Below are 12614 nucleotides of genomic sequence, written 5' to 3'. Positions count from 1 at the left end.
CGTACCGCTGAATATTATGAGTTAATAGTAACGATGCCGAAAAAAGGCAAAGCAATCCTGGTCGCGCCGGCCGATGTATTCGACCTGGCGCTACTCTCACATTGTTATGGGCTGCTCCCCGGCCAGCGGCGGGGAGCTATTATTTACACGCGGGCAGCGTTATAGCAGGTCACATCCACTTCAACTTTGCAGTCCACCACCAGATCGGCCACGCAGCAGATCCGCGCCGGCGGATTATCGCCAAAGAACTCGCGGAACACTTTGTTGAAAGACTGGAAATAACGCGAGTCGGTGAGGATCACCTTCACGTGCACCACGTCGGCAAGGGTATAGCCCGCTTCGCTCATGATATCGACGCAGTTCTGAATCGCCAGTCGGGACTGATCGACAATGCCGCCCTCCACCACTTCGCCGTTTTTCATCGGCGTCTGGCCGGAGACATACAGCCAGCCGCCCGCTTCTACCGCGCGGGCAAACGGCAGATGCTGCCCGCCGGTGCCGGTTCCACCTTCCACGCCGTAACGTTTAATGCTCATATTCAACTCCTTAGTCCATCCGGCGGCGCAGGAAACGCCCCGCGCGCCCGGTAATTTTCTTATCGCTGCCGTAGCTCATGACGCCGTTGACCATCACCGCCTCAATGCCGTCTGCCGGCTGCTTGGGGTCGGCAAAGCTGGCCACGTCGCGCACCGTCTGTGGGTCAAACAATACCAGATCGGCAAAGTAACCGATTTTAACCAGCCCACGTTCCGGCAGTTGGAAGCGCGCCGCCGACAGCCCGGTCATTTTGTGAATGGCGGTGGTCAGCGGGAAAAGCTGCTCGTCGCGGCTGTAGTGCCCCAACACCCGCGGGAAAGCGCCCCACAGCCGCGGATGCGGCATCGGATCGTTCGGCAGGCCGTCGGAGCCGATCATGGTCACCGGATAGCGCATCACCCGCCGCACGTCCTGTTCGTCCATGTTGTAGTAGATAGCGCCCGCCGGCATCAGCTGCGCCGCGGCGTCGTGCAGGCTCACCTGCCACTCGTCGGCGATCTGCCGGAGCGTTTTTCCCGCCTGCTCCGGCCGGGACTCTGACCAGGTGATCACGATGTCGAATTCATCGGTCACCTGCTTCATATCCAGCGTCGAGGAGCTGGCGGAATAGGGATAGCAGTCGCAGGCGATCTCCTGGCGCTGGCGCATTTCATCGAAGAAGGCCAGCGTCTCGCGCGTGCGCCCCCAGTTCTTCGCCCCGGCGCACTTGTGATGAGACACCACCACCGGAACGTTGCCGTGACGGCCGATGCGAAACGCTTCGTCGAGAGCCTCGAGGATAGGCTCAAACTCAGAGCGCAGATGTGTGGTGTAGATCCCCTTCTCCGCCGCCAGCTCTTCCGCCAGCGCCATCACCTCTTCGGTGGTGGAGTGGAACGCGCTGGCGTAGGCCAGGCCGGTGCTCAGGCCCAGCGCCCCTTCACGTAGCGCGTCGCGCAGCTGGACGCGCATGCCAGCAATCTCCGTCTCCGTCGCCGGGCGGAACAGATCGTCCATATGGTTATTACGCAGCGCGGTATGACCAATCAGCGTGCCGACGTTGAGCGAAGGCCTGGCCACTTCCACCGCGTGGGCATAGGCCTGCACGGTGGGATAGATAAACTGCGCCTGCTCGCCCAGCAGGTTCATCGGGTCAGGCACCGCGCCGCGCATGGTCGCCATTGCCGCGCTGATCCCGCAGTTGCCGACGATCACCGTCGTCACGCCCTGGCTGAGCTTCGGCAGATATTCCGGCATCCGGATGACGTTAATATCGTCATGGGTATGCACATCGATAAAGCCGGGCGCCAGCACGCGCCCCTGGCCTTCGATTTCGCGCTCTGCCGCCACCTGCAGCGCCGGAGCGATAGCCACAATACGATCGCCCTTCACCGCCACGTCGCCGCGATACTGCGGCCCGCCGCTGCCGTCAATGACCGTGACGTTCTTAAAAAGCCAGTCAACCTTCATAGCAATTACTCCCTTTCGACTATGCCGACAAGTTAACCATTTACACGGCGTAAAAACAGTGGAAAACTACGCAAAATCCAGATCGTTTTGTGATACTTTTATTCACAACGAATAATGATTAAGTATTAAAATAATATTTATCAAACAGTTATAAATGATACCCATTCCAAATTCGAACGTAAAACCTGAAAGGATAGTGTTATGAAATACCACCACACAACGCTTGTCCCGCATAAATCAGCGCCGATGAAATCGCCGGCAAACCTGCTGGCGGAAGAGGTCTGCCTTCCCGCCGCGCTGCTGAAAAAAAGCGCGCTGGAAAACAATATTGCCTGGATGCAGCGCTACGCCGACGCCCGCGGCGTCTCGCTGGCGCCGCACGGCAAAACGACGATGACGCCGTGGATTTTTCAGGCCCAGCAGCGGGCCGGCGCCTGGGGTATCGGGGTCGGCAGCGCCTGGCAGGCCGCCGCGGCGATGGCCAGCGGCGTTCAGCGCGTGTTGATGGTTAATCAGCTGGTCGGCAAGGCCAACATGCAGACCGTTTCGCAGCTGAAAACCCACTACCGCAGCGTCGATTTCATCTGCTGCATCGATAGCCTCGCTAACGCCCGCGCGCTGTCGGCCTTTTTTGCCGAACGCCGGCAAACCCTGGACGTGCTGATTGAGCTTGGGGTGCCCGGCGGGCGCTGCGGCTGTCGCAGCGTAGAGGACGCGCTGGCGCTGGCACAGGCCGCGGCCGATCTGCCGGGCCTGAAGCTGCGCGGGCTGGAGCTGTATGAAGGGGTGCTGCACGGGGACGATCCGCAGCCGCAGGTTGAAGCGCTGCTGCGCCAGGCCGCCGACCTCGCCTGCCGGATGGAGCCGCTGGTTAACGGCGAGTTTATCCTCACCGGCGCCGGCACCGTGTGGTATGACGTGGTGTGCAACATCTGGCTGGCGGCCAAAAAGCCGGCGCGCTGCCGGATTGCGATCCGCCCCGGCTGCTACATCACGCACGACAGGGGGATCTACGATGACGCTCAGCAGGCGCTGATCGCCCGAGATCCGATCGCCTGCGATCTGGCCGGCGATCTGACCTCAGCCCTCGAGCTGATGGCGATGGTGCAGTCGGTTCCGGAAGCGGATCGCGCGGTGGTTAACTTCGGCAAGCGCGACTGCGCTTTCGATGCCGGGCTGCCGCAGCCCATCGCCCACTATCGCGACGGCGAGCCGCTGGCGCTGCGCGCGGAGGAGATCGTCAGCGTCGGGATCATGGATCAGCACTGCATGCTGCGCCTGGCGCCGGGCAGCGATGTGCAGGTTGGCGATATCCTGGTCTTCGGCACCTCGCATCCGTGTCTGACCTTCGACAAATGGAAGACGCTGCTGCTGGTCGACGACGACTACAACCTGCTGGAAGAGCTGGATACGCTGTTCTGATTCAGTCCGAATGACGGCCCGCGCCGTCTCCGGGAAACCGGGCCCCCTGCGAGCGCATGGCGCTAAACAGCCTCTCCGCTCGCGCCAGGTGCTCGTCTGCCTGCGGCCCGAGAAAGCGCTGCGGCAAGCGCTGATTTACTCCTCCTGCCGATCGTCGCGCGCGGCGCCGTTACGGTTGCCGAGCGCGATAAACTCCTCCAGCAGCGCGGTCAGCTGCTGCATTTTTTCGCTGGTAAACTCTTCTTCGATCAGCCGATAGGCCTCTTCAACCTGGGCCTGGGCGCTTTGATACAGCCGGGTCCCTTCCGCCGTCAGCGAAACGTACAGCTTGCGCTGGTCGTTGACCGGCTTTAAGCGCAGCACCAGGCCGTCGCGCTCCATGCGGGTCAAAATACCGGTCAGGCTCGGGCGCAGAATGCAGGCGCGGAAGGCGAGATCGTGGAAATCCATCGACGGGCTTTCGGCAAGGATGCGCACAATACGCCACTGCTGCTCGGTGAGATTATGGCGTTTGACGATCGGCCGGAAATGGCCCATCGCCGCTTCCCGCGCCTGCAACAGCGCAATGGTTAACGAATCATGCATCACATACCCTCTACATCATATTTCAGAATCTATTAACAAGTTAATAATTAGCGTTTATTTGCCGATGGCGCAACCGGTTTCTGCTGCTGAAAAGTACCAGTCCTTTTATGATTTAAAACTAATACATTGATTATAAACAATTAAATATTAAAAGTGTAAATTTATTGTTAATCAGATCACAAAACATTCACTTCTGTTTGCCAAACCCGTTCGCAAGGAATAAAAGGTAATCATTAACATATTAATGAAATCCCTTAAGCTTCAGAAATCAGTACCAGAGGAGTGGTGAATGAAAGGTACCATCTTCGCCGTTGCGCTTAACCACGGCAGCCAGCTCGACGCCTGGCGCGAAGCGTTCCAACAGGCCCCGTACAAAACGCCGCCGAAAACTGCGGTATGGTTTATCAAACCGCGCAACACCGCGATCGGCAGCGGCGACGCAATCCCTCATCCGCAGGGCGAAACCGTGCAGAGCGGCGCCACCGTAGCGCTGATCGTCGGTAAAACCGCCCGTGGCGTCTCCGTCGAAGAGGCCGCCTCCTGCATCGCCGGCTACGCGCTGGCCAACGACGTCAGCCTGCCGGAAGAGAGCTTTTACCGCCCGGCGATCAAGGCGAAATGCCGCGACGGTTTCTGCCCGCTGGGTGACCTCGTCCCGCTACGGAGCGTCGATAACCTGACCATCATCACCGAGATCAACGGCCGCGAAGCGGATAGCTGGAACACCGCCGACCTGCAGCGCGGCGCCGCCGAGCTGCTGAGCGCCCTGAGCGAGTTCGCCACCCTCAGCCCCGGCGACGCCATTCTGATCGGCACTCCGCACGCCCGCGTCACGCTGCGCCCCGGCGATCGCGTACGCATTCTCGCCGAGGGTTTCCCGGCGCTGGAAAACCCGGTCGTCGCAGAAGGAGAGCAGGTATGAAACAGGCACGTATTGAGTGGCAGGGCCAGGTACGCAGCGCGCAGGTCGACGATTGCGAGCAGGTCATTCTCGATGACGGCACCCGGCTGCAGGAGGGCCAATTCCGCTGGCTGCCGCCCGCCGAGGGCACCCTGTTCGCGCTGGGGCTGAACTACGCCGACCACGCCAGCGAGCTGGAATTCAAGCCGCCGGAAGAGCCGCTGGTGTTTATCAAAGCGCCGAACACCTTCCTCGGCCACCGCCAGGAGTCGGTGCGTCCGGATAACGTCGAATATATGCACTACGAAGCCGAGCTGGTGGTGGTGATTGGCAAAACCGCGCGCAGGGTCAGCGAGGCCGACGCCCTGGACTACGTCGCCGGCTATACCGTTTGCAACGACTACGCCATTCGCGACTATCTCGAGAACTACTACCGGCCGAATCTGCGGGTAAAAAGCCGCGACACCCTGACCCCCATCGGCCCGTGGATCGTCAGCAAAGAGACGGTTCCGGACCCGCACAACCTGACCCTAAGCACCTGGGTCAACGGCGAGCTGCGCCAGCAGGGCACCACCGCCGATCTGATCTTCAGCATCCCGTTCCTGATCGCGTATTTGAGCGAGTTTATGACCCTGCAGCCCGGCGACATGATCGCCACCGGCACGCCGAAGGGGCTGTCTGACGTGGTGCCGGGTGACGAAGTGATCGTCGAAGTCGAGGGCGTGGGCCGCCTGGTCAACCGCATCATCAGCCAGCAGGCGTATGAGGAGAAGCTGTCATGAAAAAAATTAACCACTGGATCAACGGCGAAAGCGTGGCAAGCGCGGAGTACTTCCACACCACCAACCCGGCCACCGGCGAAGTGCTGGCAGAAGTCGCTTCCGGCGGTGAAGCCGAAGTGAATCAGGCGGTCGCGGCGGCCAAAGCGGCGTTCCCGAAATGGGCCAACCTACCGATGAAGGAGCGCGCGCGCCTGATGCGCCGACTGGGGGATCTGATCGACCAGAACGTTCCGCAGATCGCAGCGATGGAGACCGCCGATACCGGCCTGCCGATCCACCAGACCAAAAACGTGCTGATCCCGCGCGCCTCGCACAACTTCGAGTTCTTCGCCGAAGTGTGCCAGCAGATGAACGGCAAGACCTATCCGGTTGACGACAAGATGCTCAACTACACCCTCGTGCAGCCGGTCGGCGTCTGCGCGCTGGTGTCGCCGTGGAACGTGCCGTTTATGACCGCCACCTGGAAGGTGGCGCCGTGCCTGGCGCTGGGCAACACCGCGGTGCTGAAAATGTCCGAGCTGTCGCCGCTCACCGCCGACCGCCTCGGCGAGCTGGCGCTGGAAGCCGGTATTCCGCCGGGCGTGCTGAACGTGGTGCAGGGCTACGGCGCGAACGCCGGCGACGCGCTGGTGCGTCATCACGACGTGCGCGCGGTCTCGTTTACCGGCGGCACCGCCACCGGGCGCAACATCATGAAAAACGCCGGGCTGAAGAAGTACTCGATGGAGCTGGGCGGCAAATCGCCGGTGCTGATTTTTGAAGATGCCGATATCGAGCGCGCGCTGGATGCCGCCCTGTTCACCATCTTCTCAATCAACGGCGAACGCTGCACCGCCGGCTCGCGCATCTTCATTCAGCAGAGCATTTACCCGGAGTTCGTCAAGCGCTTCGCTGAACGCGCCAACCGCCTGCGCGTCGGCGACCCGACCGACCCCAACACCCAGGTCGGGGCGCTGATAAGCCAGCAGCACTGGGAAAAAGTCTCCGGCTATATCCGCCTCGGCATCGAAGAAGGCGCCACGCTGCTGGCCGGCGGCCCGGATAAGCCCGCCGACCTGCCCGCGCATCTTCGCGGCGGCAACTTCCTGCGCCCGACGGTGCTGGCGGACGTTGATAACCGCATGCGGGTTGCCCAGGAAGAGATTTTTGGCCCGGTGGCCTGCCTGCTGCCGTTTAAAGACGAAGCCGAAGGCCTGCGCCTCGCCAACGATATCGAATACGGCCTGGCCTCCTATATCTGGACCCAGGACATCAGCAAGGTCCTGCGCCTCGCGCGCGGGATTGAAGCCGGCATGGTCTTCGTCAATACCCAGAACGTCCGCGACCTGCGCCAGCCGTTCGGCGGCGTGAAGGCCTCCGGTACCGGCCGCGAAGGCGGTGAGTACAGCTTCGAGGTGTTCGCCGAAATGAAAAACGTCTGTATTTCCATGGGTGACCATCCGATCCCGAAATGGGGCTTATAAGGAGCACAAAATGGGCAAATTAGCGTTAGCCGCCAAGATTACTCACGTACCGTCCATGTATCTCTCCGAGCTGCCGGGGAAAAACCACGGCTGCCGCCAGTCGGCGATCGACGGCCATAAGGAGATCGGTAAACGGTGCCGGGAGATGGGCGTCGATACGATTATCGTCTTTGATACCCACTGGCTGGTGAACAGCGCCTACCACATTAACTGCGCCGACCATTTTAAAGGGGTCTATACCAGCAACGAGCTGCCGCACTTTATTCGTGACATGACCTACGACTACGACGGCAACCCGGAGCTGGGCCACCTGATTGCCGACGAAGCGGTCAAGCTCGGCGTGCGCGCCAAGGCGCACAACATCCCGAGCCTCAAGCTGGAGTACGGCACCCTGGTGCCGATGCGCTATATGAACAGCGATAAGCATTTCAAAGTGGTGTCGATCTCCGCTTTTTGCACCGTTCACGACTTCGCCGACAGCCGCAGGCTGGGGGAAGCCATCGTCAAGGCCATTGAGAAATATGACGGTACCGTGGCGGTCCTCGCCAGCGGCTCGCTGTCGCACCGCTTTATCGACGACCAGCGCGCCGAAGAGGGGATGAACAGCTACACCCGCGAGTTTGACCATCAGATGGATGAGCGGGTGGTGAAGCTGTGGCGCGAAGGCAAATTCAAAGAGTTCTGCACCATGCTGCCGGAGTACGCCGACTACTGCTACGGCGAAGGCAATATGCACGATACGGTAATGCTGCTCGGGGTCCTCGGCTGGGATAAATACGACGGCAAGGTCGAGTTTATTACCGACCTGTTCGCCAGCTCCGGGACCGGCCAGGTTAACGCCGTCTTCCCGCTGCCGGCTCAGGCTCAAGGGGTCCGCGATGCCACATTTTATCGCCGAGTGTACCAGCAACATCCGCGAGCTGGCCGACCTGCCGGGCCTGTTCGCCGAGGTTAATCAGGCGCTGGCCGCCACCGGGATTTTCCCGATCGGCGGCATCCGCAGCCGCGCCATCTGGCTGGATACCTGGCAGATGGCCGACGGCAGGCACGATTATGCCTTCGTGCATATGACGCTGAAAATCGGCAGCGGGCGCAGCCTCGAAAGCCGCCAGCAAACGGGAGAGATGCTCTTTGCCCTGATCCAGGCGCATTTCGCCGCGCTGATGGAGAGCCGCTACCTCGCGCTGTCGTTCGAGATTGAGGAGCTGCACCCGACCCTGAACTACAAGCAGAACAACGTCCACGCGCTGTTTAAATAATTAACGTCATCCGGCAGGCGTAGCGCTGACGCGGGCTTCCCGACGTCGGCGCTCTCGTCCGGTGCCCGGGAGACCCGATGGTACCCATTTGCAGGCAATGTCACAGGAAGCCCTATGCTCGATAAACAGACCCGCACCCTGATCGCCCAGCGGCTGAACCAGGCCGAAAAGCAGCGTGAACAGATCCGTGCCATCTCGCTCGATTATCCCTCAATCACCATTGAGGATGCCTACGCCGTCCAGCGCGAGTGGGTCGAGCTGAAAATTGCCGAAGGCCGGGTGCTGAAGGGCCATAAGATTGGCCTGACCTCGAAGGCGATGCAGGCCAGCTCGCAGATTAGCGAGCCAGACTACGGCGCGCTGCTCGACGATATGTTTTTCCACGACGGCGGCGATATTCCCACCGACCGCTTTATCGTTCCACGCATCGAGGTCGAGCTGGCCTTCGTGCTGGCGAAACCGCTGCGCGGCCCGAACTGTACGCTGTTCGACGTCTATAACGCCACCGACTACGTGATCCCGGCGCTCGAGCTGATCGATGCCCGCTGCCACAACGTCGACCCTGAAACCCAGCGCCCGCGTAAGGTGTTCGACACCATCTCCGATAACGCCGCCAACGCCGGGGTGATCCTCGGCGGCCGGCCGGTTAAGCCTGACGAGCTGGATCTGCGCTGGATCTCCGCCCTGCTGTACCGCAACGGGGTCATCGAAGAGACCGGCGTCGCCGCCGGCGTGCTGAATCACCCGGCCAACGGCGTAGCCTGGCTGGCGAACAAGCTGGCGGCGCACGATGTGCAGCTGGAGGCCGGGCAAATTATCCTCGGCGGCTCGTTTACTCGTCCGGTGGCGGCGCGCAAAGGCGATACCTTCCACGTCGATTACGGCAACATGGGCGCGATTAGCTGCCGCTTTGTGTAGGGGAAAGAAGATGAATAATGCGTTTAAAGATGCGCTGCAGGCCGGGCGCCCGCAAATCGGCCTGTGGCTGGGACTCTGCAGCAGCTACAGCGCCGAGCTGCTGGCCGGCGCCGGATTCGACTGGCTGCTGATTGACGGCGAACACGCGCCAAACAACGTGCAGACGGTGCTGACCCAGCTGCAGGCGGTGGCACCCTACGCCAGCCAGCCGGTGGTTCGCCCTTCGTGGAATGACCCGGTGCAGATTAAGCAGCTGCTGGACGTCGGGGCGCAAACCCTGCTGGTGCCGATGGTACAAAATGCCGACGAAGCGCGGCTGGCGGTGAAGGCCACGCGCTATCCGCCGGCCGGCATTCGCGGCGTCGGCAGCGCCCTGGCCCGCGCTTCGCGCTGGAACCGCATCCCGGATTATCTCCACCAGGCCAACGACTCCATGTGCGTGCTGGTGCAGATTGAAACCCGCGAGGCGCTGAAAAACCTGCCGCAGATCCTCGACGTTGAGGGGGTGGACGGCGTGTTTATCGGCCCGGCGGATCTCAGCGCCGATATGGGCTTCGGCGGCAATCCGCAGCACCCGCAAGTGCAGGCGGCAATTGAAAGCGCCATCGTTCAAATTCGGCAGGCGGGCAAAGCGCCGGGGATCCTGATGGCCAACGAGCAGCTGGCAAAACGCTATCTGGCGCTCGGCGCGCTGTTTGTCGCCGTCGGCGTCGATACCACCCTGCTCGCCCGCGCCGCCGAAGCCTTAGCCGAGCGCTTTGGCGCCAGCGGAACGGCAGCCCAGTCCGGCGTCTATTAATAACGCCACATCGCGACCCTACAAAAATTCCCATCAGAGGAAAGACCATGAGCGACACATCATCAGCTATTCCGGAGACGCGCGATCCCGCCAATCAGCACAAGCAGCTGACGGCGCAGCAGCAGTCGGTTATCAATAAGCTGTTTCGCCGCCTGATCGTATTTTTGTTCGTGCTGTTTATCTTTTCATTTCTCGACCGCATCAATATCGGCTTTGCCGGGCTGACGATGGGCCAGGATCTGGGGCTCAACGCCACCATGTTCGGCCTGGCCACTACGCTGTTCTACGCCACCTACGTCATCTTCGGTATTCCGAGCAATATCATGCTCAGCATCGTCGGCGCCCGCCGCTGGATAGCCACCATCATGGTGCTGTGGGGGATCGCCTCCACCGCCACGATGTTCGCCACCGGCCCTAATAGCCTGTACGTGCTGCGCATGCTGGTGGGGATCACCGAGGCCGGCTTTCTGCCCGGCATCCTGCTCTATTTAACCTACTGGTTTCCTGCATTTTTCCGCGCCCGCGCCAACGCCCTGTTTATGATTGCCATGCCGGTGACCACCGCCATCGGTTCGATTGTTTCCGGCTATATTCTGTCGATGGACGGCCTGTTCAATCTCCACGGCTGGCAGTGGCTGTTTTTGCTCGAAGGGTTCCCGTCGGTGCTGCTGGGCATCATGGTCTGGTACTGGCTGGATGACTCTCCGGCAAAAGCCAAATGGCTGACTGCAGAGGACAAAAAGTGCCTGCAGGAGATGATGGATAACGACCGGCTGACGCTGGTACAGCCGGAAGGCGCCATCAGCCACCACGCGATGCAGCAGCGCAGCCTGTGGCGTGAAGTCCTAACGCCGATCGTGCTGATGTACACCCTGGCCTATTTTTGCCTGACCAATACGCTCAGCGCGATCAGCATCTGGACGCCGCAGATCCTCAAAAGCTTTAACGAGGGAAGCAGCAACATCACCATCGGCCTGCTGGCGGCGATCCCGCAGATCTGTACCATTCTGGGGATGATTTACTGGAGCCGACACTCGGATAAATGCCAGGAGCGCAAGCACCATACCGCCCTGCCGTTCCTGTTTGCCGCCGCCGGCTGGCTGCTGGCCTCGGCGACCGATCACAGCCTGATCCAGATGCTGGGGATCGTCATGGCCTCAACCGGATCGTTCAGCGCAATGGCCATCTTCTGGACCACTCCGGACCAGTCGATCAGCCTGCGCGCGCGGGCTATCGGGATCGCCGTGATCAACGCGACCGGCAATATCGGCTCGGCGCTCAGTCCGTTTATGATCGGCTGGCTGAAGGATCTGACCGGCAGCTTTAACAGCGGCCTGTGGTTCGTCGCCAGCCTGTTGGTGATTGGCGCCGTGATTATCTGGGCCATTCCGATGAAAGCCTCGCGCCCGCGCGCCACGCCTTAAGGAGCGGCTATGCCCCAGCGTTCGATCGCCAATATCGATATCAATAAAGAGTACGATGAAAGCCTGGGCACGGAAGACGTGCACTACCAGTCGTTCGCCCGCATGGCGGCCTTTTTTGGCCGCGACATGCAGGCCCATCGCCACGACCAGTACTTTCAGATGCACTTTCTCGATACCGGGCAGATTGAGCTGCAGCTCGACGACCACCGCTACTCGGTGCAGGCGCCGCTGTTCGTCCTGACGCCGCCGTCGGTGCCGCATGCGTTTATCACCGGCTCCGAGAGCGATGGCCACGTGCTAACCGTGCGGGAGGACCTGATCTGGCCGCTGCTGGAGGTACTCTATCCCGGCACCCGGGAGGCCTTTGGCCTGCCGGGAATGTGCCTGTCGCTGGCCGATAAGCCGGACGAGCTCGCGGCGCTTGCCCACTACTGGCGGCTGATTGAGCGCGAATCGACCGCGCAGCTGGCGGGGCGCGAGCATACGCTGGTGCTGCTGGCGCAGGCGGTGTTCACCCTGCTGTTGCGTAACGCCAGGCTCGACGACCACGCCGCCAGCGGCATCCGCGGCGAGCTCAAGCTGTTCCAGCGCTTTAACCAGACCATCGACAGCCACTACCACCAGCACTGGACGGTGCCGGATTACGCCAATGAGCTGCACATTACCGAATCAAGGCTGACCGACATCTGCCGGCGTTTTGCCAACCGGCCGCCGAAGCGCCTTATCTTCGACCGGCAGCTGCGCGAGGCCAAGCGGCTGCTGCTGTTCTCCGATAGCGCGGTCAACGAAATCGCCTGGCAGCTGGGGTTTAAGGACCCGGCCTATTTTGCCCGCTTTTTTCATCGCCTGGTCGGCTGCTCGCCCAGCGCCTTCAGAACGCAAAAAGTACCGGTCTCCTGAGCTTTCCCTGCCGGCGGCACCCGGGCGATAAGCGCCAGGCCCCGGCAGGCGAAGCGCGGCCGGAGAAGTCCGCTGCCGCAATCCCCGGCGCGCGGCGGCAAAAAAGCGAAAAACCAACCCGGATCACAGAACGCCATCCCGCCTGAAAAGTACCTGCCGTTGACCTAAAAGTCTC

12 protein-coding genes and 2 pseudogenes are annotated in these 12614 nt (G+C 61.2%); 11 read left to right on the top strand and 3 right to left on the bottom strand.

The genetic code is table 11. The features are described from left to right. Nucleotides 1–143: 143 nt before the first annotated feature. Together M2416_RS11890 and M2416_RS11885 are read right to left on the bottom strand one after the other, a co-directional pair. Complete coding sequence (locus tag M2416_RS11890; protein WP_041143919.1) at nt 144–536, bottom strand: RidA family protein; 393 nt, start codon at nt 534–536, stop codon at nt 144–146. A 10-nt stretch (nt 537–546) separates the two neighbouring features. After that, on the bottom strand, nt 547–1986 hold the full coding sequence (locus M2416_RS11885; protein ID WP_259224116.1) for an N-acyl-D-amino-acid deacylase family protein: 1440 nt from the start codon (nt 1984–1986) through the stop codon (nt 547–549). On the opposite strand from M2416_RS11885, the pseudogene M2416_RS11880 reads away from it, so the two are divergent. Continuing rightward, nucleotides 1949–2108, top strand: a pseudogene (locus M2416_RS11880) (hypothetical protein). The gene M2416_RS11885 and the pseudogene M2416_RS11880 overlap by 38 nt on opposite strands. Before the next feature lie 79 nt (nt 2109–2187). Then, nucleotides 2188–3408, top strand: a complete 1221-nt coding sequence (locus M2416_RS11875; protein WP_259224115.1) for an amino acid deaminase — start codon at nt 2188–2190, stop codon at nt 3406–3408. Between the two features lie 135 nt (nt 3409–3543). On the opposite strand, the gene hpaR is transcribed toward M2416_RS11875, so the two are convergent. Next, complete coding sequence (gene hpaR / locus M2416_RS11865) at nt 3544–3993, bottom strand: homoprotocatechuate degradation operon regulator HpaR (protein WP_259224113.1); 450 nt, start codon at nt 3991–3993, stop codon at nt 3544–3546. A gap of 289 nt (nt 3994–4282) precedes the next feature. On the opposite strand from hpaR, the gene M2416_RS11860 reads away from it, so the two are divergent. The 9 genes and pseudogenes from M2416_RS11860 to hpaA all read left to right on the top strand — a co-directional run bounded on the left by M2416_RS11860 (nt 4283) and on the right by hpaA (nt 12439). After that, entirely contained in the window at nt 4283–4915 is a 633-nt protein-coding gene (locus M2416_RS11860) for a fumarylacetoacetate hydrolase family protein (protein ID WP_076946466.1), read from the top strand. Next, a complete protein-coding gene (locus M2416_RS11855) occupies nt 4912–5676 on the top strand; it encodes a fumarylacetoacetate hydrolase family protein (RefSeq protein WP_076946467.1) in 765 nt (254 codons plus the stop codon). Before M2416_RS11860 ends, M2416_RS11855 begins: the two co-directional genes overlap by 4 nt. Further along, nucleotides 5673–7139 carry a 5-carboxymethyl-2-hydroxymuconate semialdehyde dehydrogenase gene (gene hpaE, locus M2416_RS11850; protein WP_076946468.1) on the top strand — a complete coding sequence of 489 codons (1467 nt, stop codon included), beginning with the start codon at nt 5673–5675 and terminating at the stop codon, nt 7137–7139. The genes M2416_RS11855 and hpaE overlap by 4 nt, the downstream gene beginning before the upstream one ends. A gap of 10 nt (nt 7140–7149) precedes the next feature. Beyond that, nucleotides 7150–7998 (top strand): annotated as a pseudogene (hpaD, locus tag M2416_RS11845) (3,4-dihydroxyphenylacetate 2,3-dioxygenase); the annotation flags it as partial. Between the two features lie 19 nt (nt 7999–8017). Beyond that, nucleotides 8018–8398, top strand: a complete 381-nt coding sequence (locus M2416_RS11840; protein ID WP_076946469.1) for a 5-carboxymethyl-2-hydroxymuconate Delta-isomerase — start codon at nt 8018–8020, stop codon at nt 8396–8398. A gap of 114 nt (nt 8399–8512) precedes the next feature. Next, entirely contained in the window at nt 8513–9316 is an 804-nt protein-coding gene (gene hpaH / locus M2416_RS11835; RefSeq protein ID WP_041143910.1) for a 2-oxo-hept-4-ene-1,7-dioate hydratase, read from the top strand. 10 nt (nt 9317–9326) lie between these two features. Next, nucleotides 9327–10115 carry a 4-hydroxy-2-oxoheptanedioate aldolase gene (gene hpaI / locus M2416_RS11830; RefSeq protein ID WP_259224109.1) on the top strand — a complete coding sequence of 263 codons (789 nt, stop codon included), beginning with the start codon at nt 9327–9329 and terminating at the stop codon, nt 10113–10115. A gap of 47 nt (nt 10116–10162) precedes the next feature. Further along, nucleotides 10163–11539 (top strand): 4-hydroxyphenylacetate permease, encoded by a 1377-nt coding sequence (hpaX, locus tag M2416_RS11825; protein ID WP_259224107.1) that lies wholly within the window; start codon nt 10163–10165, stop codon nt 11537–11539. A gap of 9 nt (nt 11540–11548) precedes the next feature. Beyond that, on the top strand, nt 11549–12439 hold the full coding sequence (hpaA, locus tag M2416_RS11820) for a 4-hydroxyphenylacetate catabolism regulatory protein HpaA (protein WP_076946471.1): 891 nt from the start codon (nt 11549–11551) through the stop codon (nt 12437–12439). The last annotated feature ends 175 nt before the right edge of the window (nt 12440–12614 follow it).

The sequence above is a fragment of the Klebsiella sp. BIGb0132 genome, assembly GCF_024810075.1.
GTDB lineage: Bacteria > Pseudomonadota > Gammaproteobacteria > Enterobacterales > Enterobacteriaceae > Klebsiella > Klebsiella terrigena.
This window is presented reverse-complemented; position numbering and strand designations above follow the sequence as displayed.